This is a genomic window from Coprococcus sp. AF99-45 (genome assembly GCF_027663865.1).
Classification (GTDB): domain Bacteria; phylum Bacillota; class Clostridia; order Lachnospirales; family Lachnospiraceae; genus Allocoprococcus; species Allocoprococcus comes.
Genome location: NZ_JAQDGZ010000016.1, coordinates 52,051 through 74,739, shown reverse-complemented (window position 1 = coordinate 74,739; position 22,689 = coordinate 52,051). Strand labels below are relative to the sequence as shown.

At 44.1% G+C, this 22,689-nt stretch carries 17 protein-coding genes, 2 tRNA genes and 1 other annotated feature; of the genes, 2 read left to right on the top strand and 17 right to left on the bottom strand.

What is annotated here, in order from left to right; genetic code table 11:
• Positions 1-59: 59 nt before the first annotated feature.
• The 7 genes from PGR14_RS11635 to PGR14_RS11605 all read right to left on the bottom strand — a co-directional run bounded on the left by PGR14_RS11635 (position 60) and on the right by PGR14_RS11605 (position 7,235).
• Entirely contained in the window at positions 60-695 is a 636-nt protein-coding gene (locus PGR14_RS11635; protein ID WP_022221141.1) for a lactate utilization protein, read from the bottom strand.
• Positions 695-1,720: a branched-chain amino acid aminotransferase gene (locus tag PGR14_RS11630; RefSeq protein ID WP_270223451.1), complete on the bottom strand. Its 1,026-nt coding sequence runs from the start codon at positions 1,718-1,720 to the stop codon at positions 695-697. The genes PGR14_RS11635 and PGR14_RS11630 overlap by 1 nt, the downstream gene beginning before the upstream one ends.
• A 154-nt stretch (positions 1,721-1,874) precedes the next feature.
• Entirely contained in the window at positions 1,875-2,384 is a 510-nt protein-coding gene (gene ilvN / locus PGR14_RS11625; RefSeq protein WP_022221140.1) for an acetolactate synthase small subunit, read from the bottom strand.
• Between the two features lie 18 nt (positions 2,385-2,402).
• A complete protein-coding gene (gene ilvB / locus PGR14_RS11620; protein ID WP_270223449.1) occupies positions 2,403-4,133 on the bottom strand; it encodes a biosynthetic-type acetolactate synthase large subunit in 1,731 nt (576 codons plus the stop codon).
• Positions 4,134-4,221: 88 nt separating this feature from the next.
• Positions 4,222-4,480 (bottom strand) — a binding site (T-box leader).
• An 80-nt stretch (positions 4,481-4,560) separates the two neighbouring features.
• The gene (locus tag PGR14_RS11615; protein ID WP_173690008.1) at positions 4,561-5,049 is read right to left on the bottom strand and encodes a dihydrofolate reductase; all 489 of its coding nucleotides are present in this window, start codon (positions 5,047-5,049) and stop codon (positions 4,561-4,563) included.
• A 17-nt stretch (positions 5,050-5,066) separates the two neighbouring features.
• Positions 5,067-5,915, bottom strand: coding sequence for a thymidylate synthase (gene thyA / locus PGR14_RS11610; RefSeq protein WP_008369620.1), 849 nt, complete (start codon positions 5,913-5,915; stop codon positions 5,067-5,069).
• 33 nt (positions 5,916-5,948) lie between these two features.
• Positions 5,949-7,235 (bottom strand): homoserine dehydrogenase, encoded by a 1,287-nt coding sequence (locus tag PGR14_RS11605; protein ID WP_270223447.1) that lies wholly within the window; start codon positions 7,233-7,235, stop codon positions 5,949-5,951.
• Between the two features lie 219 nt (positions 7,236-7,454).
• On the opposite strand from PGR14_RS11605, the gene PGR14_RS11600 reads away from it, so the two are divergent.
• A complete protein-coding gene (locus tag PGR14_RS11600; protein ID WP_173689918.1) occupies positions 7,455-8,333 on the top strand; it encodes a hypothetical protein in 879 nt (292 codons plus the stop codon).
• A gap of 267 nt (positions 8,334-8,600) precedes the next feature.
• Here the strand turns inward: PGR14_RS11600 and PGR14_RS11595 are convergent.
• Positions 8,601-8,673: transfer RNA gene (locus PGR14_RS11595), tRNA-Gly, on the bottom strand.
• A 260-nt stretch (positions 8,674-8,933) separates the two neighbouring features.
• Here PGR14_RS11595 and PGR14_RS11590 point away from each other — a divergent pair.
• Positions 8,934-9,006: transfer RNA gene (locus PGR14_RS11590), tRNA-Gly, on the top strand.
• Between the two features lie 189 nt (positions 9,007-9,195).
• Here the strand turns inward: PGR14_RS11590 and PGR14_RS11585 are convergent.
• From PGR14_RS11585 to secD, 9 genes are all read right to left on the bottom strand, one after another.
• Positions 9,196-10,365 carry a M20 metallopeptidase family protein gene (locus tag PGR14_RS11585; RefSeq protein WP_270223445.1) on the bottom strand — a complete coding sequence of 390 codons (1,170 nt, stop codon included), beginning with the start codon at positions 10,363-10,365 and terminating at the stop codon, positions 9,196-9,198.
• Between the two features lie 139 nt (positions 10,366-10,504).
• Positions 10,505-12,304 carry an aspartate--tRNA ligase gene (gene aspS / locus PGR14_RS11580; protein WP_270223444.1) on the bottom strand — a complete coding sequence of 600 codons (1,800 nt, stop codon included), beginning with the start codon at positions 12,302-12,304 and terminating at the stop codon, positions 10,505-10,507.
• Positions 12,305-12,334: 30 nt separating this feature from the next.
• On the bottom strand, positions 12,335-13,606 hold the full coding sequence (gene hisS / locus PGR14_RS11575) for a histidine--tRNA ligase (protein ID WP_055156792.1): 1,272 nt from the start codon (positions 13,604-13,606) through the stop codon (positions 12,335-12,337).
• Complete coding sequence (hemZ, locus tag PGR14_RS11570; protein ID WP_117823010.1) at positions 13,591-15,090, bottom strand: coproporphyrinogen dehydrogenase HemZ; 1,500 nt, start codon at positions 15,088-15,090, stop codon at positions 13,591-13,593. The genes hisS and hemZ overlap by 16 nt, the downstream gene beginning before the upstream one ends.
• Positions 15,091-15,102: 12 nt before the next feature.
• Entirely contained in the window at positions 15,103-15,726 is a 624-nt protein-coding gene (locus PGR14_RS11565) for an MBL fold metallo-hydrolase (RefSeq protein WP_008369645.1), read from the bottom strand.
• A gap of 6 nt (positions 15,727-15,732) precedes the next feature.
• Positions 15,733-18,057 (bottom strand): RelA/SpoT family protein, encoded by a 2,325-nt coding sequence (locus PGR14_RS11560; protein ID WP_173686666.1) that lies wholly within the window; start codon positions 18,055-18,057, stop codon positions 15,733-15,735.
• A 19-nt stretch (positions 18,058-18,076) separates the two neighbouring features.
• On the bottom strand, positions 18,077-18,601 hold the full coding sequence (locus PGR14_RS11555) for an adenine phosphoribosyltransferase (protein WP_022221132.1): 525 nt from the start codon (positions 18,599-18,601) through the stop codon (positions 18,077-18,079).
• A gap of 71 nt (positions 18,602-18,672) precedes the next feature.
• On the bottom strand, positions 18,673-20,433 hold the full coding sequence (gene recJ / locus PGR14_RS11550) for a single-stranded-DNA-specific exonuclease RecJ (RefSeq protein ID WP_270223441.1): 1,761 nt from the start codon (positions 20,431-20,433) through the stop codon (positions 18,673-18,675).
• Positions 20,434-20,512: 79 nt separating this feature from the next.
• Positions 20,513-22,678, bottom strand: coding sequence for a protein translocase subunit SecD (gene secD / locus PGR14_RS11545; RefSeq protein WP_270223439.1), 2,166 nt, complete (start codon positions 22,676-22,678; stop codon positions 20,513-20,515).
• Between the last annotated feature and the right edge of the window lie 11 nt (positions 22,679-22,689).

Sequence of the window (22,689 nt, the reverse complement as noted above, 5' to 3'; positions counted from 1 at the left end):
CGGAATTTCCTATGAAATAAAAAAGAACCAGGGGAAATCCCCTGATTCTCTTCGTTTTTTTAGAATCCCAGTTCTTCATTCACCAGAATCACTTTTATTCTGTTTGGAACATGGCTGAATCTTGTAATCAGTGTCTGACAGCAGATACTTTTCGGAGATTTACAGTTGGAACAGACACCTGTCTTCGCACACGGAAGCCCTTCAAAACGCTGTCCGTTAATCGGAGCTGCCACATACTTTGCACGGGCATATGCATCCTCTGCACTTCTTACAATTTTGTTCATGCCAACGATCATCAGAACATTTTCCGGTCCGTAAGAAATAGCTGCCACACGGTTTGCATTTCCATCTATATTAACCAGTATCCCATCTTCCGAGATTGCATTACAGCTTGCCAGAAAATAATCGCAGTTAAGTGCCTGATGCATCATCTCTGCTTTTTCCTCCGGTGTCGCACACAGATCTCTGTCCAGCACTTTATAATTTCCTTTATGAAGTGCTTCAGGAAGACCAATTGCCTTAATGCTCATAGACCCTCCCCAACTGATGCTGCTTCCTTCCGGAATCAGCTCCAGTGCAAGGGCAAGTGCCTCTTCTTTGGTCTGTACATAATGTCCCTCCATCTGACGGGACTTCAAATTCTTTATCACCTGCTCAGCGAGCAGATCATTTCGCTTTGTAACGAATTTATCCATTATTCAACCACCTGGATCCATCCTTCCGGTGCTTCGATGTGTCCCATCTGAATTCCGGTAAGTGTTTCATATAATTTCTTGATAACAGGTCCCATCTCATCCATTCCGCTTGGGAAGCAGATTTCTTTACCATGATCTACAATCTTTCCAACCGGTGAAATAACTGCTGCTGTTCCGCAAAGTCCGCATTCTGCAAAGTCTTTTACTTCATCAAGATATACTTCTCTTTCTTCTGTCTCAAGTCCAAGATAATGTTCTGCCACATAAAGAATAGAACGTCTTGTAATAGATGGAAGGATACTGTTTGACTTCGGAGTAACTACTTTACCATCTTTTGTGACGAAGATGAAGTTTGCTCCACCTGTCTCTTCTACTTTTGTTCTTGTTGCTGCATCCAGATACATATTCTCTGCATAGCCTTCTTCATGTGCTGTTACAATTGCATGTAAGCTCATTGCATAGTTAAGACCAGCCTTGATATGTCCTGTTCCATGCGGTGCTGCACGGTCAAAGTCTGAGACTTTAATTGTGATCGGCTTTGCGCCGCCCTTGAAATATGGTCCTACTGGTGTTACAAATGCACGGAACTGATATTCGTCAGCAGGTTTAACTCCGATAACCGGATTGCTTCCGAACATATATGGACGGATATAAAGGGACGCTCCTGATCCGTAAGGTGGTACATAAGCCGCATTGGCTTTTACTACCTGTACGATTGCATCTACAAAACGTTCTTCCGGAAATACCGGCATCTCAAGTCTTCTTGCGGAATCAGCAAATCTCTTTGCGTTCATATCCGGGCGGAATACAACGATGCGTCCGTCTTCTGTTGTGTATGCCTTCATACCTTCAAATACTGACTGGGAATACTGCAGAACACCTGCACACTCATTCAATACAATGTTGGCATCTTCTGTCAGGCATCCATCATCCCACTTTCCATCTTTGTAATTTGAAACATATCTCTTTTCGGTCGGGATATAACCAAATCCTATGCTTGACCAGTCAATCTGTTTCTTTTCCATTGTAATTCCTCCATTCCCTTGTTGCTTCTTACAGTAACATATATCTAAATTATAATTTTTGCTTCCCGTATTTTAAATCCTACGGATTACATATCGCTATTATATTACTTCTGTTTTTCAAATTCAAGAGTGCGCTCTGTTTTTTTTGATTTTTTTATCTTTTTGGCATTGTGATCGCTTCAATCCCCACACTTCCGCCTCTTACAACTTCAATTGAATTGAATTCAGAACGTAGAAACTGGATGATCGCTGTATTTTTATGTGCCGTGTGTACAAATTCAAGAAGCACACTGTCTTTTCCATAATCACGTACCTTTGCCTGATAGGTCTGCGCGATCTGGAAAAGCTCTGTCTTATCTTCCGGTGTACAGTTTTTTACCTTGATAAACATCAGCTCCTGCATAACAACAGATACTTCTGTAAAATCAATGACTCTGATGACTTCAACCATACGGTTCAGCTGTTTTTTGATCTGCTCATAAGTCTCTTCATCACTGTTCGTCTCAATCGTCATTCTGGAGATAGTCGGATCTTCTGTTCTACCTACCGTCAGACTCTCCAGATTATAGGATTTACCGGAAAAGAGTCCGGAAATCTTTGAAAGTACACCAACCTGATTTTCCACATATAAGGAAATCCATCTTTTTTTCATTGTATTATCCATCTTCACCTCTCCTCTCCATTAATCCATCAAAAGATCTTCCAGGGTTCCGCCCGGACGTACCATCGGATAAACCTGCACTTCCGGATCCAGCATGAATTCGATCAGAGTCGGCACCTTCAGTGCACGGTTTGCTTTTGCCTGTTCAAATGCTGCTTTCATCTCGGATTTTTCGGTTACACGGATTCCCTTTGCCCCATAGCTTTCTGCAAGTTTTACAAAGTCCGGCGTATATTTCGGTGGATGCTCTTCTCCACGTCTTGTCGCTGCGCCTGCACGAAGATCCGTCATAGAATAGCGTTTTCCATAGAAAAGTTTCTGCCACTGGCGAACCATTCCAAGATAGGTATTATTAAATACACAGAGGATCAAAGGAAGTTCTTCCAGCACTGCTGTTGCAAATTCCTGAATATTCATCTGCATACCGCCATCACCGGAAATTGCAATCACCGTACTGTCCGGATTGCCAATCTGCGCTCCGACTGCTCCCGGGAATCCATATCCCATGGTTCCAAGTCCGCCGGACATATAAAGTCTGGTCTTTTCATTCACTTCCAGATACTGGGATGTGAACATCTGATGCTGTCCTACATCTGTCACAACAATCTTGTCATCCTCTTTAAACACTTCATTGATCGTCTCCAGAATATCCTGAGCCTGCATCTGGTCTCCCTTTGGTTTCATCCTAAGCGGATGCTCCTCTTTCCAGCCTTCGATCTGTTCCATCCAGCTTTCTTTTTTCTCCATTGGTTCTACATATTCCAATAATTTTTCAATTGCTTCTTTTGCATCCGCAACGATCGGAATATCTACCTGAATGTTACGTGAGATGGAGGAAGTATCAATGTCGATATGTACGATCGTAGCCTTCGGTGCAAATGCATGCAGTTTTCCGGTGATACGATCGTTAAATCTGGTCCCGATCGAGAACAGCAGATCGCATTCTTCCACTGCCATATTGGATGCATATGCACCGTGCATCCCCAGATTACCGATAAAAAGCTGATGCGTTGTCGGAATCGCACCACGTCCCATGATCGTTGTCACAACCGGGATCTGGGTACGTTCTACAAGTTCGGTAAACGCCTTATTCGCTCCTGCAATATTTACCCCACCACCGGCAAGGAACAACGGTTTCTTTGCTTTTCCAAGCATCTTGACTGCTCTCTTAAGCTGTCCGATGTGAACACCGGTACTCGGCTTATATCCGCGGATATTGACTGTCTCCGGATAATTCGGGCTTCCAAGCTCTGCCATTACATCTTTCGGGAGATCCACAAGAACCGGACCCGGACGTCCGCTGCGCGCAATATAGAATGCCTCTTTGATGATTCTTCCCAAATCTTCTCTCTTTCTTACTGTCACACCGTATTTTGTGATACTTCTTGTAATACCTACAATATCAACTTCCTGGAATGCATCATTTCCGATCAGATGTCTTGCAACCTGTCCGGTAAAACATACCAGCGGTACACTGTCATAATTTGCCGTTGCAATTCCTGTCACCAGATTGGTTGCACCCGGTCCGCTCGTTACCAGACATACCCCGACTTTTCCTGTTGATCTGGCGTAAGCGTCTGCAGCATGGACAAGTGCCTGTTCATGACGCGGAAGTACAACTTTTGTGTAATCCTGTTTGTAAATTTCATCACTGATATCAATTGTACAGGCTCCCGGATATCCAAAAAGGATATCTACCCCCTCCTCTTTTAATGCTTTTACAAGTAATTTGTTCCCTGATATTTTTTTCATAAATCTACCTCCATGAATTTTCTATACAGATGATCGCCAAATTTTTATCATAGTCATATAGAATAACAAACGCCCTAAACGGCTGACCGTTCAGGGCGAATATAAAATCCGTGTTACCACCTGTCTTCAGAGAAGCTGCTTCTCTGCTCTCACGCAAGTACAGAACCATAGAAATGTTCGATACTATTCCCCTGTAACGTAGGGTCTACGTCGAAGTCTACTTGAGAAATTCCCGTTCGGTCCGCTGCTCAAAGGCTACTTCTACAATCCCTTCATGAAGGCTTACACCGTCCGCCTTCTCTCTTTGCTTCCGAAGATTATATACTCCTCCTTGTCATAGCATTTCTTCTATTGTCTCATCGATTACATTTATTATAATGAGTGGTCTATTGATTTGTCAATGATACATTTCGCAAATTTTATTGATCTATTTTATTCTTTCATATTTTGCAAATACATACTCAAGATCGAAATATGTCTGTTCATCCGTCTCAGCTGTTTTTTGCCAATCCGGATCCTTTTCCAGATCCGGGAACCAGGTATCTGCCTCATATACATGATCTGTCCGTGTAACATACGCTATATTACAATACGGAAGCATTGCACGGTAAATACTTTCTCCGCCGATCACAAAGACTTCTCCTTTGTGCTTTTTACATTCCTGCAGTGCCTCTTCCACACTGTGTACCACGATCGCATCCTTCACCTGATAATCCGGATTGTGGGAAATCACGATATTAACCCGGTTGGCAAGCGGACGCCCCTGCGGAAAGCTTTCCAGTGTCTTTCTTCCCATCACGACAATATTGCCTTCTGTCATCTGACGGAAGTATTTCATATCTGCCGGGATTCGTACAAGCAGACTGTTATTCTTTCCTATTGCCCAGTTTTTATCTGCATTTACAATAATGTTCATCGTATCTGTCTCCTTTTCTAAACCGCGATCGGAATATTTTTGATCTGCGGTCCTGTCACATAATCGTCTAATCTTACGTCATCCGGTGTAAACTGATAGAAATCTTTCACTTCCGGATTCAGCCAGAATTTCGGTGCCGGGTGCGTCTCTCTTGAAATCAGTTCCTCGATCAGCGAAATATGCCTGTCGTAAATATGTGCATCTGCGATCACATGTACAAATTCGCCCACCTGCATATCGCATACCTGCGCGAGCATATGAAGCAGCACAGCATACTGGCATACATTCCAGTTATTTGCCGCCAACACATCCTGGGAACGCTGGTTCAGGATTCCGTTCAGTGTCAGCTTGTCGCTGCCTTTTTCTTTTGTCACATTGAACGTCATGCTGTATGCACACGGATACAGATTCATCTCATGAAGATCTTGATGTACATAGATATTCGTCATGATCCGGCGGCTGTAAGGATTATTCTTCAGATCATAGAGTACACGGTCTACCTGATCCATCATTCCTTCTTTGTAGACATGCTTTACGCCCATCTGATAGCCGTATGCCTTCCCGATCGATCCATCTTCATCTGCCCAGCTGTCCCAGATGTGACTGTTCAGATCGTGGATATTATTGGATTTTTTCTGCCAGATCCACAAAAGCTCGTCCGTACAGCTTTTGATCCCGGTTCTTCTGAGTGTCAGTGCCGGGAATTCTTTTCGCAGATCATACCGGTTCACCACACCAAATTTTTTTACAGTATACGCCGGAGTCCCATCTTCCCATCTCGGACGTACCTTTTCTCCTTCTGTGCTGGTTCCATTATCAATGATGTCCCTGCACATCTCTATAAAAACTTTGTCTGCATAACTCATGCCTGATTACTCCTTTTTCCAATGCTGTGCCTTTTAATATTCTCTGATAATGCTGCTGATCTCACTTACGATCGGCATTTCTTTTAATTCCTCCAGTGCATCCTGAAGATGGTATTCCTTGACTGCGGATGTTCCGATGACAAGTTCCGCCTTTGCCGCTTTTGCCTGTTCCTGGATCACACGTTCGATACTTACCTTATGATCTCCGAATACTTTCGCGATTGCTGCCAGTACTCCCGGTTCATTACTCACCTGCATACGGATAAAGAAACGATTCTTGACGTCCGCAAATTCCTTGATCTGAAGCTCTTTGTATGCGCTCCATCCGATTCTTCCGGTACAGTTCCATACAATATTTCTTGTAACATCCATCACATCTCCGACAACTGCACTTGCGGTCGGCAGTTCTCCTGCTCCTCTTCCATAGAACATGGTATCCCCAACTGCATCTCCGTGTACAAAAACAGCATTAAAGGAATCTCTTACGGTAGCAAGCGGATGTTTCTTATCGATCATCATCGGATAAACACCTGCTTCAATTCCATTAGATGTATTTCTCGCAATACCGATCAGTTTGATCACATTTCCCATCTCTTTTGCGTAATTTACATCTGCTGCTGTGATCTTTGTGATTCCCTCCGTATAGACATCCGAAAATTTCACCTGCGAATGGAATGCTGACGTAGCCATGATTGCCATCTTACGTCCTGCGTCCAGACCTTCCACATCCGCCGTCGGATCCGCTTCTGCATAGCCAAGCTCTGTCGCCTTTGCGAGTGCTTCTGTGAAATCCATTCCATCTTCAAACATCTTTGTCAGGATATAGTTAGTCGTACCGTTGACAATTCCCATGATCTCATCGATCTGGTTGCCTTCCAGGCACTGCTTAAGCGGACGGATGATCGGGATTCCTCCTGCTACCGCTGCTTCAAACAGGAAATCAGCGCTACCTTCTTTCGCAGCGTCATAGAGTTCCTTTCCATATTCTGCGATCAGATCCTTATTTGCACTTACTACATTTTTCCCTGCTTTCAGTGCTTCTATGATCATCGTTTTCGCTGGCTCAATTCCGCCCATCACCTCGATCACGATTTGGATTTCATCATCTTCTATAATCTCTTTCCACTGATCTGTCAGCAGATTCTGATCTACACCCTGTCTTACTTTTTTCATGTTGTGTACCAGGATTTTCTTTATTTCAAGAGCGGCGCCGGTCTTCTGCTGCATCTCTTCACTGCGGCGTCCAATCAATTTATAAACACCTGTTCCGACTGTTCCAAGTCCAAGTAATCCTACTTTGATTGTCTTTGTATCTGTCATATCTTCGCGTCCTCCTAATCTATAGTAAATCCATTTTATTCTAGCACTTTTTTGTAAATATTCAAAGAACTTTCTTGACATCTTTTGGGGACGTGATAACATTATAAATGTATGATTCTATGTATTTAAGGATGTGAATGTTAAACATAATTTTTAACATTTACATCATTTAATAAGGGAGTAGATACATATTAAAAAACCAAAGAGGAGAGATAAATCATGCAGTGCCCGATTTGTAAAAAGGATCTTGAGATCAAGAACAAAAAAATAGGCGAAAATGAAGCCGGTGAAGCAATCTACAATGAATTCGCAATCTGCCGCGACTGTAAAAAGCAGTGGAATTTAGATAAACAGCGTGAAAAGAAAAAAAAGCTTGCAAAAGAAGCATTGGCTGAAAAAACAGTTGAAGCCGGTAAGGCTGCAGAAAAGCCACACAAAAAGCGCCCGGCTGCCGAAGGCGAAAAAACTTCTGCCGAACGTCCTGCCCAGCCAAAGAAAAAGAAAAAACGTCCGGTATCTCCGGAGAACGCCGAAAAGCGGACCGCTTCTTCTGCTAATCCAGAAGTACCGGCTCATCCGAAGAAAAAACGTCCGAACCCGGCTGCCGAAGGCGAAAGACCGGTAAGAAAACCTCGTCCGAAGACAGAAGGTTCTTCCGAAGAACAGCCATCCAGACCGCATCCAAAGAAACGCCCTGCTACTTCAGACCGTCCACTTCTCAAATATGCAGAAGGTCAGGAAGAAAGCCGGGAAAAAGTTCGTCCACGTCCGAAAAAGAAACGTCCGGAAGAAGCCAAACCGGTACATGCAATTGACAATTCCAGCACACGTATCATTTCTGATGAAGAGGATGAACTTAAAATTACTGCACCTGATCTTTCCACTCCAGAGGGAGAAAAAGAACAGACCTATTCTAATATCCCACCAAAGCATGTCCGTGAAAAACGTGAACAGGAGATGCGTGAGAACTATCAGAATATGTTAGACGAAGAAGATGACGATGATGAGAGACATTTTCCTGTTGTGCTTGTTGTAATCCTTATCTTCCTGATCATCGCAGCTGCTGCATTTGCAGGATACTGGTTCTTCCTGAAATAAAAAAAAGAATAGTTATGATGAAAGACTGGCTCGATGCCAGTCTTTTTTACGTTAGTAATGAGCCAGGGTTTCGTGTGAACACGAACCCACGGCGAACGTACACCATCTCGCTTAGCAGCTCGATGATGTACATTCGCCAAATACAGATTGTCACACCCATGCAGATTCTTGTGCCAGCCCAAATCTGCACGGGTGTGAAAATCTGTATTTGGCTCATTGTATGCACAAAAAAAAGAGCCACATGCAACATGTAGTTCTTAATTCAAGAGCGACAGACGGGACTCGAACCCGCGACCTCCACCTTGGCAAGGTGGCGTACTACCAACTGTACTACTATCGCATTCATTATTTGTTGTTCATCAGAACAATAAATACTATACAATATATCTATCAATTGGTCAAGTATATTTTCAATTTTATATGTCGGACTTTTCTACCTGTCTTCGCCTATTATTCTGTTAAAATCATTTTTTGTCTGATTAACAGAAAACTTATTGAATCTCCGCAAAAAGTAGAACAGAATTTCTTCATTTTTTCGTTGACAATTCCTTCTTTGTACGGTATAGTAGATATTGTTCTGATGAACACAATTTAATAGATGCGATAGTAGTACAGTTGGTAGTACGCCACCTTGCCAAGGTGGAGGTCGCGGGTTCGAGTCCCGTCTGTCGCTCTTTGTGAGACTTATGATTTTCATAAGTCTCTTTTTTCATTCATGTAAATTTCTGATTAAACTTTTAATTAAATCAAAAGCCCCCATTTGTCAGAGTTGTGCCAGATACACGAAAAGGGATCCGCTTTCACTTTTTGTAAAAGCCTGATCCCTTCTTTTTATTTATTCTAACCTTATAGATCTACTCTTCTATTTTGCCAGCCAGTCCATTGCAATCTTCGCATACATGGCTGCGCCAAGCGGTAATGCTTTTTCATTAAACAGAATCTTTGGATTATGCTGTCCTTTCCATTTACTCTGATCCTCCACTCCGGCTCCGACTACAAAATAACTTGCCGGTATTTTTGCCGAAATCACGGCAAAGTCTTCGGATCCCATGACATGAAATCCACCGTTAATCGTTGTTCCTGGATTTTCAAGAGACTCAATACTTTTAATATACTCTGCATTCAGTTCTTCATTGCAAGTTACACTCGGAACATTGCTGAGTTCTTCAATTTCACAAGTAGTACGATAAGCTGCTGCAACAGCCGGAACAATTTCATTGATCCTCCGGATCAGCATCGTCCTTACTTCTTCATTAAATGTCCTTAGTGTTCCCTGAAGCACGCAGCGCTCCGGAATTACATTTGCTGCATTACCAGCTGTAAACTGTCCAATCGTAAGTGCTGCCTCTGCTGATGGTGGACATTCCCTGGCATTCAGTGCCTGAAGAGCATGATAAACTTCTACACCAGCATTGATCGGGTCAATACAGCCCTCCGGTGCAGAACCATGTCCGCCACGTCCTGTAATGGTGATTTTAAAGCCATATACAGATGCCATGGCTTCCACACCATATCCAATCGTTCCATATGGAATTGCCGCAAATACATGCGCTGCAAAGGCAGCATCTACATGCGGATTCTCCAGGACTCCTGCTTCCACTGCTGCTTTCGCTCCGCGGAAGGTCTCCTCACCTGGCTGGAACAATAATTTGACCACGCCCGGCAGTTCTTCTTCATGCGCCTTTAAAATTTTTGCCGCTCCAAGAAGGATCGTAGCGTGCAGATCTTGTCCGCATCCATGCATACAGCCATTCTTTGATGCAAATTCAAGTCCCGTCTCCTCTTCTACCGGAAGCGCGTCCATATCACTTCTCAGGAGAAAACATTTATCCCCTTTTCCGATCTGAGCGATAATCACTGAAACCTCAGAAAATACCTTGTATTCTACATTCATCTCATCCAGACGTTTACTGATATATTCCACAGTCTTTGGAAGCTCCAGATCCGTCTCAGGAATTTGATGAAGATCTCTTCTCCATTTTATAAGTAGATCATTCATTTCCTGCGCTTCTTCTAAAATTTTATGTGCCATATATCCCATCCTCCTTTTATTTCAACTATCATTATTATAGAATTTCGCTATAAAAAAAGAAATGAACATTTCTTCACTTTGACAGCCAATTCTGTTTTATGTGAAAAAATGTTCATTTTTAAAAATTGAATTATAAAATTTATTCAGCGTCCGCTGTATGCTCTTCCAGCTCCAGTCCAAGCTCTTCCAGCTGCTTCGGATCGACTCTCTCCGGTGCTTCTGTCATCAGGTCAGATGCATCTTTTACCTTCGGGAACGCGATCACGTCGCGGATGCTGTCCTGTTTTGCCATCAGCATAACCAGACGGTCAAGACCGTAAGCAAGTCCTGCGTGTGGCGGCACACCGTATTTAAATGCATTCAGAAGGAATCCGAACTGCTCCTGTGCCTGTTCCGGTGTGAATCCAAGTACTTCAAACATTTTACTCTGGATCTCCTGGTTGAAGATACGGACACTTCCGCCTCCGATCTCGTTACCATTCAGAACGATGTCATATGCTTTTGCACGGATTCTTCCCGGATCACTGTCGATGTACTGAAGGTCTTCTTCCATCGGCATGGTAAACGGATGATGCATTGCTGTGAAACGGTTCTGTTCATCACTCCACTCAAGAAGCGGGAATTCTGTGATCCACAGGAATTTATATTCATTCTTATCAAGGAGTTCCATCTGGCGTGCCAGTTCCAGTCTGAGTGCACCAAGAACATCCCATACAACTTTATTCTTATCTGCCGCAAAGAGAAGAAGGTCTCCATTCTCTCCAGCCATCGCTTTAATCAGCGCTGCTGTCTCTTCTTCCGTCATAAATTTTGAGAAAGAAGATTTGACAGTTCCGTCTTCATGGATTGCAATATAAGCAAGTCCCTTTGCTCCATAACCTTTTGCAAAATCAACCAGCTTGTCGATCTTCTTTCTGGCCATGCCACCCTGGCCTTTTGCGTTGATACCACGAACAGTTCCGCCTGCTTCAATCGCATTCTTAAATACAACAAATTCGCTGTCTTTGACAGTCTCTGTCACATTAACCAGCTCCATGCCGAAACGGATATCCGGTTTATCAGAACCGAATCTGTCCATTGCTTCCTGCCAGGTCATTCTCTGGATCGGGAGCTGTACATCGATATCCAGTACATCTTTGAACAGATGTGCAAGCAGTCTCTCATTGATATCAATGACATCATCAACATCTACAAAAGAAAGTTCCATATCCATCTGTGTAAATTCCGGCTGACGGTCTGCACGAAGGTCTTCATCACGGAAACATTTTACAATCTGGAAATAGCGGTCATATCCGGAGCACATCAGCAGCTGTTTGAAGATCTGCGGTGACTGCGGAAGTGCATAGAAGCTTCCCGGATGAATACGGCTCGGTACCAGGTAATCTCTTGCACCTTCCGGTGTACTCTTGATCAGGAACGGTGTCTCGATCTCAAGGAATCCTTCTTTTGCCATGAACTGACGTGCGAGGGTAGCCACACGGCTTCTCATCATCAGGTTTCTCTGGATGTCCGGTCTTCTAAGATCGAGGAAACGGTATTTCAGACGTACTTCCTCTTTTGTCTTGGAATTCTCTTCGATTGGGAACGGAGGTGTCTCAGATTCAGATAAAATTCTGAGTTCTTCCGGTTTGATCTCAATCGCACCTGTTGCAAGATTTTCATTAACTGCACCGGAACGTTTTTCAACAGTTCCCACGATTGCTACAACAAACTCACTTCTAAGCTTTGCTGCCTTCTCAAGAAGCGCTTTATCTGTACTTCCCTCTTCAAAAACAACCTGGATCAGTCCGGAACGGTCACGTACATCTACAAAAACCAGTCCACCTTTATTTCTGTTCTTCTGTACCCATCCCATAATGGTTACTTTTTCACCGATGTTTGCCTCTGAAAGCTCTGCACACCGATGTGTTCTTTTCAGTCCTGTCATTGACTCTGCCATTCTAATTTATCCTCCTGCGTTTCTCTTTCCTTATAAATCCATAACGGAATCTTTGTAGCAGTCTGTGATATCTTCATATCCTTCTGCGATCAGCTGATCCTTCTGGAATTTCTTGTTTTTCTTCATATTGACCACCAGAACCTGTTTCCCGGCTGCGCGGTCAGCTTTTGCCATCTCAAGTACCTTGAGGATGCCTTCCTTGTGCATATTCTTTTCAAGAAGATATGCTTTTTTCTGGCGCTTGGAAGGAATCTCATATCCATTTTCCAGAAGCAGCATGACAATACGCTCAAATCCGATTGAGAATCCACATGCCGGTGTGTCCTGCCCTGTGAATTTACCGATCATCTTATCGTAACGTCCGCCACCTGCAACAGAGCCGCCAAATTCATCCATCGTTACTTCAAAAATGGTTCCTGTATAGTAAGATTGTCCACGTACCAGCGTCGGATCAAATTTTACTTTGAAATCTGCCTCTTTTGCACTTTCTACGCTGGAAATGATCATTTCCATGCTGTCAGCTGTCTTCTCATCAAGGAATCCTGCCAGCTTTTCTTTGCAGAAACGGATTCCATCAACATCCGGGTTGATCTCATCAAAGAGTCCAAGATAAGTATCTACATTTTCTTTTGTATAACCCATCTCAACCAGTTCTTCGCCTACGCCTTCTTTGCCGATCTTATCCATCTTATCAAGGATGATAAATACTTCGTCGAAATCTTCTTCCTTAAATCCACTGAATGCAGCCATCGCCTTTAAGATATTACGGTCATTGATACATACCGTAAAATTGTGGAAATCCATCTTTCCAAGCATGGTCGTAGTTGCAAGGATCAGTTCGATCTCTGCAAGATTACCCGGCTCACCTAAAATATCGATATCGCACTGCATGAACTGACGGAAACGTCCTCTCTGTGGACGGTCTGCTCTCCATACATTGCCAATCTGAAGTGCCTTAAACGGTGACGGCAGTTCATTTGCATGATTTGCATAGTATCTTGCAAGTGGAACTGTCAGGTCATAACGAAGTCCTCCGTCTACCAGATCGATCTCTTCTTTTGCCTCAGCAATTTTCAGTTTTTCCCCTCTCTTCAGAATCTTGAAGATCAGTTTTTCATTGTCGCCACCCTGTTTGCTGCACAGGTTCTCAATGTGTTCTACACACGGTGTCTCTATGGAAGTAAATCCAAATGTCTTATAGGTATCCTTGATCATCTGGATCACATAATCTCTGATTTCCATTTCTTTCGGGAGCATGTCTTTCATGCCGGTAACCGGTTTTTTCTTTAATGCCATAACCATTCTCCTTTTCGCTCTATCATCTCATCGATACGGGAAATATATTCTCCCACATCTCTGACATTTTCTATTCTTATCAGATTCGTCATCCGCCCGTTTTTACTTCCGGGCGCCGGAATCTCATACGGAAGCACCACCTTAGTCGATGCGCCTGCACCGGCAGCAACGATGGACTGCTTTTCCTCCATAATCAGTATATTGTAAATTCCCGCTTTGTCAACCTTTGCGTAACCTACATTTTCAAAATTTCCTGCAATATTCTTCTGTCTGTAGAGATAATACGGATAAAGTCCCATCTCACCGGCCGCCTTACGTGCCATATCGATCATCTCTTCCAGCTCTCTTGCCATCTGTTTGTAATTTTGTTTTTCTGTGCTTGCAGCCCGTTCGCGTGTCAGTCTCGAGCCATGTTTCATTGCAAGTGCATGGACCGTCAAACTGTCCGGTGCAAGCTCTTTGATCTGACGAAGAGTATCTTCCATCTCCTCCGGATGTTCTCCCGGAAGACCTGCGATCAGATCCATATTGATATTGTCGAATCCCAGTTCTCTTGCCAGATGGAAAATGCGGACTACATCTTCCACTGTGTGACGTCTTCCGATCACATCCAGTGTCTTCTGCTGCATGGTCTGTGGATTGATGGAAATTCTGCCAACTCCATGCTTTCGGATCACTCGCAGCTTGTCCTCAGTAATACTGTCCGGTCTTCCGGCTTCGATCGTATATTCTTTCAGATGTTCAAAGGAAAAATGTTCTTCCAGGAAACTCAAAACCCGATCCATCTGCTGTGCACTCAGGGTTGTCGGCGTACCGCCTCCCATATAAATCGCATTAAGATGCTTTTCTTTTGAAACCTCTGCAATAAATGCAAGCTCTTTTAAAAGTGCATCTACATATTCATCCATCCGGTCCTGCCATTTTGCAACCGGATAAGAAGTAAAGGAGCAGTAACTGCAGGTTGTCGGGCAGAACGGAATTCCGATATAAAGACTGTATCCATTTTCATAATCCAGCTTGTCAAGCTGGGCTTTTTCCCGCTTTGCAATCTCGATACCAAGCATTGCTTTTTTCTCGCTTACCACATAGGTATCATGCATATACCGGATGATTTCTTCCTCAGAAGAACCTTCTTCCAGTCTTTCCATGATCATCTTTGTGGGGCGGACACCTGTCATATTCCCCCATGCATGTTCTTCTCCGGTCTTTTTAACCAGGGTCTGATATAATTTTTTATTGATATAACGCTTTTGTTCTCTTTTTTCGCTGATGTCTGCGATTTCAGCCTCCCTGCAATGAAAAAAGGTCCACCGGACCTTTTTATCACATGCCTGCTCTTCCAGATCTGGTTCCTCTTCTGCGGTCATCTCGATCAGAAGTTCCTGTTCTGGATCTACCTTCTGGCTGATCTCGGCATCAGGAAGAAATGACTTTACGATATGATACATGTCGTAGGTGAAACGTTCATTCTTACAGCTGATCCGAATCATTTCTCTGCTCCTCTATACATACGGGTTGTTCACTTTTTCGTTGCCAATCGTTGTTGCGCCCATATGTCCCGGGAATACCTTTGTTTCATCCGGAAGCAGGAACAGCTTTTCCTTGATCGAACGAATCAGTGCAGAAGTGCTGCTGGTTGCAAAATCACTTCTTCCGACTGAACAACAGAACAATGTATCTCCACTGAAAAGTACTCCCTCTTTTTCTACATAGTAGCATACGCCGCCCTGGGTATGTCCCGGTGTATGGATCACCCGGAAATCTTCTCCGATCAGATGAAGCACATCTCCATCATGGATCACGTCTCCACCCGGGTAGCTATAGCCATTTGTATATACCGTTGACTCATTCATAGACGGTGTGTGAAGAAGCTCCAGATCAGATTCTTCTACGTAAACCGGCATTTCTCCATACCGGTCGATCACTTTATCGATTCCCATGATATGATCAAAATGCGCATGAGTCAGAAGAATTGCCTTAATTACAAGCTCTTCCTCTTCGATATAACCGATCATCGCTTTTGACAGGTTTGCCGGATCAACGATCACGGTCTCTTTTGTTTCTTCATTAGTAACAATGTAACAATTGGTACTGATAATTCCTGTTACAAATTTTTCGATTTTCATTTCTTTTTACCCCACTGCTCGTTCTATATCCAGCACGCCGACGATCTGCCGGAGCTTTCCGATCACTTTTCCAAGCTCCTCTCTTCCCCGGACAATAAATCCGGCTTCGATTGTTGCTGTTCCCTGTTTGCTGGTTCTTACATTCATAGACTTCACATCAATATTCATCTCCGTAAACACTTTAGACATATCCATCAGAAGTCCCTGCCTGTCATTTGCATACATCTTGATCTCAGCCAGATAGCTTCCGGTATCTGTACCTTCCTCCGGTTTTTCCCATTCTGCCGGGATCAGACGCACCCTTTCCGCTTCTGACAGATGAATGATATTGACACAGTCCGTCCGGTGGATCGACATTCCGCGTCCGCGGGTGATAAAGCCAACGATCTCATCTCCCGGCACCGGATTGCAGCATCTGGAAAAACGCACTGCCATATCGTCGATTCCCTTGACCACGATACCACTCTTGGATCTGGTGATATGCACCTTGTTCTTTGCCGCTTCCGCAACCTTTTCCAGAACACTTTCGTCGGTCAGTTCTTTTCGGTGATCCTTACTGTATTCTTCTGCAAGACGGTTGACGATCTGCCCTTCCTTCAATCCGCCATGTCCAAGTGCTGCAAGAATCGAATCCCAGTCCTTAAAGCCGTACTTTTCCTGCACAATCTGCATATATTTCGGTTTCATCAGATCCGAGAGTACAAATCCTTTTGCCTTACAGTACGTGGCGAGCATTTCCTTACCACGTACAATATTTTCTTCTTTGAATTCTTTCTTAAACCACTGGTTGATCTTGTTCTTCGCCTGGGTACTCTTGACGATACTCAGCCAGTCACGGCTCGGTCCTTTGGAGTTCTGCGAAGTCAGGATCTCGATTCGATCCCCGTTCTGGATCTTGTAATCGATATTGACCAGCTTGCCATTGACTCTGGCACCTACCATCTTGTTGCCAACCGCAGTATGGATCGCATAAGCAAAGTCAACCGGCGTAGAACCGTTCGGCAGGTTCTTGACATCTCCATTCGGTGTAAAGCAGTATACATCCTCTGCAAATAGATCCAGGTCTCCTTTCAGAAGATTCAGAAATTCCCGGTTGTCTGACATGTCTCGCTGCCATTCCAGGATCTGACGAAGCCAGCTCAGTTTCTCTTCTTCCTTCGCTTCAACGCTCTTCTTTCCATCTTCAGACTCTTTATATTTCCAGTGTGCCGCAATACCGTATTCAGCAGTTTTATGCATCTCTTTTGTACGGATCTGGATCTCAAACGGCTGACCGATCGAGCTCATCAGAGTCGTATGCAGAGACTGGTACATATTTGCCTTCGGCATTGCGATATAATCTTTAAAACGTCCCGGTACCGGTGTATACATCTCATGGATAACTCCAAGCGCCGCATAACAGTCTTTTACAGAATCTACGATAATACGGACTGCAAACAGATCATAGATCTGATCCACCGTCTTATCCTGGTTCACCATCTTCTTATAAATGCTGAAGAAATGCTTCACACGTCCGTTCACTTCTGCATCAATGTTCGCATTCTTCATATGCGTGGAAACCTCATCCACAATCTGCTGGACAAATTCTTCCCTTTCCGTTTTTCTTGCATTGATCTGCTTTACCAGATCGTTAAAAACCTCCGGCTGGGAATATTTGAGCGCCAGGTCATCAAGCTCTGTCTTGATCTTGGAAATACCAAGCCGTTGTGCAATCGGAGCATAGATATCCATGGTTTCTTTTGCTTTTTCCAACTGCTTCTCCGGTCGCATATACTGCAGGGTACGCATATTGTGCAGACGGTCGGCAAGCTTGATGATGATAACACGGATATCTTTTGCCATCGCAAGGAACATCTTACGAAGATTCTCAGCCTGGACCTCCAACTTATCCGCTGAATAGGAAAGCTGTCCCAGCTTTGTGACACCGTCTACCAGAAGAGCCACCTCATCTCCGAATTCCTGACGGATTTCTTCGTCCGTCATCACCGTGTCTTCTACCACATCATGAAGGATACCGGCAACGATCGTCTCTTTGTCCATCTCCAGTTGTGCCAGAATGATTCCTACCCACAGAGGATGGATAATATACTCTTCTCCGGATTTCCGTGTCTGCCCTTTATGCGCATCTCTTGCAATATGATATGCTTTTTCGATCATAGAGACATCCGCCGAAGGATGGTACTTTCTGACTCGCTCGATCAGACTTTTATAGAGCAGTTCCGGATTCTGATAATCTTCCACATCCTTTACCGCATGACCATCTACGATCTCCAGTTTTTTATGTGTTGGTTCGATCAGCATCTCCTGCTGGATTCCGATATCGTCTGCCATAGCCTTCCCTTCTTTCTCATTAGTTTCCCGGATACTGGATTACGGAATCTACTTTGTATCCTTTCAGTTTTTCCCGTCCTTTTAATCCCATCAGTTCGATCAGGCAGAGAACTTCTACAACCTCACCGCCAAGTCCTTCGATCAGTTTGATCATTGCTTCTGCCGTACCGCCTGTTGCCATCAGGTCATCTACGATCACAACCTTGTCTCCCGGTTTGATCGAACGCTTGTGGATCTCGATCTCTGCACTTCCATATTCCAGATCATACTTGATTGATGCTGTCTCGCAAGGAAGCTTTCCTTTTTTACGGATCGGCACAAATGCTTTTTGCAGATTATATGCAATCGGCATTCCAAAAATAAATCCTCTGGACTCCGGTCCGATCACGATGTTGAAATCCATGCCTTCAAGCTTATCCTGCAGTTCCCGAATGGAAAGCTGAAGCCCTTCCGGATCTTCAAGAATGCTGGTTACATCTCTGAAAATAATTCCTTTTTCCGGATAATCCGGAATGCTGACAACATATTCTTCAAGTTTTTTCATCTTTCTTCTCCACCTTACCTACAAATATATGCAATATCTATTAGTATAGCATAAAATTGCTGTTTTTCAAATTATTTATAATTTTGGATCACAATCTGTGGCTTACGGACTCCCTGATACTCATTGATATCAGGATAATAGGTAAATGCCATAACAATTCCATGCCCATGTCCGCGCAGCAGACACTCACAGGCAATATCTCCAAATTTTTCACGCACATATTCCACAAAGGTATTCACATCTCCAAAATACATGGCATCCATCCTTGTACCGTGAAGATCCTTCACCTGCAACTTCAGCACATTTTTATTCTTGCCAAGGATTCTCGCACTTTCCACCTGTACCTGTCTTTCTGCAAAGACCGGACGTGCATTTCCTTTGCCAAATGGTTCCAGAACCGCAAGCTCTCCGATAAATTTTTCATTGACACATTCAAACGGGAGCTGCATATCTATGGCAATCTTTTCATTCAGATCCTCTGGTGTGATCCCGGATTTTTCGTTAATCTCCTTACGGAACTGTTCCAGATTCTCCTCCGGCATGGAGAGACCTGCCGCCATCTTATGCCCGCCAAATTTTGACAACAGATGCTTTACCCGGTTCAGTCCTTCATACATGTGCCAGGTCTCGATCGATCTTCCTGAGCCCTTTAAACCTTCCGCGCCCTTCGTCAGCACAAAGACCGGACGGTAATATTTTTCCCGGATCCTTCCTGCCACGATCCCGGCAAGGCTTTCATGACATTCCGGCAGGTAGACCACCAGCACGTCTGCATCCTTAAGTTCACTGTTCTCCACCTGGATAAACGCCTCTTCTACCGCCTGCGCCGTCATATCCTTCCGGCTGTCATTGAGTGCTTTCAGATCACCTGCCAGCAGATCCGCCTCCGCCACTTTCTTTGCCTCCAGAAGCTCCAGGGCACGCTTTGCTGTATCCAGTCTTCCACTGGCATTCATACACGGACCGATCACAAATCCGATGTGATACGAAGACAGTTTATCTACATTCACACCAGTACATTCCATCAGCGCCTTCAGTCCCAGATTCTCCGTCCGTTTCAGCATATCCAGTCCCTGTTTAACGAAAATACGGTTTTCGTCCACCAGATCCATAACATCACCGATCGTTGCGATTGCCACATTTTCCATCAGATAATCTGCATCTTCCGCATCTTTTCCCATGGCTTCCATCAGAGCCTCCACCAGCTTGTAAGCAACCGCAGCCCCGCACAGCCCTTTGAACGGATAAGTACAGTCCTCCTGCTTCGGATCCACAACCGCATCTGCCTCCGGCAGAATATATCTTCGTCCCGCACCAATTTCCGTATACGGGACCTCATGATGATCCGTCACCACAATCGTCATTCCCATACTTTTTGCATAGGCGATCTCCTCTGCCGCCGCAATCCCGTTATCACAGGTAATGATCGTATCCACGTCGGCCTCCAGCGCCCGGTCGATCAGGTTCCGGTTCAGACCATACCCGTCCTTCATACGATCCGGAATGTCACTGTCCGCATCAGCTCCGAGCATCCGGAATCCCTCCAAAAGAATATAGGTCGACTGGATTCCATCAATATCATAGTCTCCGATAATCCTGATTTTTGCATTTTCTTTTATCTTTTCTCCAAGAACCGCTACTGCCTTGTCCATATCCTTCATCAGCATTCCATCGTACAGATCGGCAATCGTACCGTTTAAATATTTCTCGATTGCATCATCCCCGATCACATCCCGGTTTCTTATCAGGGAAGCCACTCGCGGACTGATATGGAATTTCTCACTGATATGCTGAAAATCCGCTCCTTTTCTCAGAAGTACCCAGTTCTCCATTTTCTCTTTTCCTTTCTTTGGTAGTCAGATAATACAAAGATGCCGGAGGATTCTCCTCCGACACCTCATTTTCTGTCAGTTATTTCTTTTTCGCTGCTTTTTTGCCGCCGATTTTTGTTTTCATTACATACCATAATGCACCGGTGATACATACAGATGAATATCCGCCACCTGCAATACCAACCATAAGAGGTGCTGCAAATTCTTTAATAGAGCTTACACCCATGATATAAAGAACCGCTACCATGACAAATGTAGTAAATGTTGTGTAAATACTTCTTGTCAGTGTATAAGTGATACTTCTGTTTACAAGCGCTTTCAGATCATCGTTTCTCTTCATGACCCGAAGCTCTTCACGGATACGGTCGAAAATAACGATCGTCGCATTGATAGAATATCCAAGGATTGTCAGCATACATGCGATAAATGTATTACCGACAGATGTTCTTGCAAGTGCATAGAATGTAAGCACAAATAACAAATCGTGTAAAAGAGCAAGAACCGCACTTGATGCGAAACGTACATCTTTGAACCGGAACCAGATATAGATCAGCATACAGATTGCTGAAATGATAACTGCAATGATCGCATCCTGTCTCATCTCGGAGCTTACCGTAGAACTGATATTTTCTGCTGTAATTGTCGATGTGTCTACACCAAATTTATCAGCAAGCGCATTGTTAAGTGCTTCTCTTTCGTCAAGATTCAGCGTCTGTGTCTTGATGATGATCTGATTGCTGTCTTTTACTTTCTGTGCCTGTACATTGTGATCTCCGGTCACATCTTCTACAACCGGAACGATCTTTGAATCAATCTCTTTGATCGAGTAATCTTTATCAAATGTTACGGTTGTAGCCGTACCGCCCTTGAATTCCAGGCTGTAGTTCAGCGCACCTTCACCTTTTCCCGACTGGACTCCCATTGTCACAAAACCTGCTGCGATCACAGCAATTGATATTGCAAAGAAAATGGCTTTCTTTCCGAGGAAGTCGATAATTTTTCTTTCTTTTTTGAATTTCTTCGCATAAAATTTCACATCACGAAGACCAATCGCATACAGAGAGAAAATGATGATTCTGGTAATAACAAGTGCCGTAAACATTGACACAACAATACCAAGTGCCAGTGTCTGTGCAAATCCTTTTACAGAACCTGAACCCTTGAACCAGAGAATAGCTGCAGCGATCAGAGTTGTTACGTTACCGTCAACGATCGCAGACATTGCTTTGTGGAAACCATTCTTCAGGGAAGTCTTAACACTGATACCTGTTGTCACTTCTTCACGCACACGGGCGAAAATGATAACGTTGGCATCCACCGCCATACCGATTCCAAGAATAATACCTGCAATACCCGGAAGGGTAAGCGTGATATTGAATGCATTTAAAAGCACCAGGATCAGTCCTGTATAGATCAGAAGTGCAAGACCTGCTGCAAGTCCCGGAAGCAGATATACGAAGCACATAAATACGAAGATGATGGCAAGTCCGATGGCACCAGCCATTAAGCTTGTGCTGATTGCTTCTTCTCCGAGCTGTGCAGCTACTACATTAGAGCGAAGTTCTTCCAGTTCCAGAGAAAGTCCACCGATTCGGATGGTAGCTGCAAGATTGTCTGCTTCTTCATAGCTTGACATCCCTGTGATAACGGCTTCTCCGCCTTCGATCGCCTGATTAACTCTTGGTGAACTGATTGTCTGTCCATCATAAATAATGGAAATCTGTTTTCCTACATTTGCTGCTGTTGCTTCTGCAAATTTGGTTGTTCCTTCTTTGGTAAGCTGCAGAGCTACAACATATTCTTTATTCTTAGTCGTAGAGTTTTCCTGCGTCTGGGCCTCTGCATTTTTAACATCTGTTCCTTCAAGAACGGTGTTGCCATCTGCATCCTGAAATACCAGTGATCCTGGTTTGCCGAGTTCTTCCAGAACTTTATTGGCATCGGATACACCTGGGATCTCGATGTTGATCCGGTCGTCCCCTTCCTGATATACACTCGCCTCTGTGCTGTACTGCTCTACACGCTTCTGCAGCTTGTAGATGGTATCCTTCATATCTTCTGCGGAAGGATTCTTGTCTTTTGCCTGATAAGTGATGCTGACACCACCTGCAAGGTCAAGACCAAGATTGATATTTCTTGCAGAACCTGTGTAGGAGGAACCAAATCCCTGCCAGCAGGTAAATCCAAGAAGTCCTAAAAGTGCAGCAATCAGAACAAGGCTTACTATTCCTTTACTCTTCTTCATGTCCAAGTCCC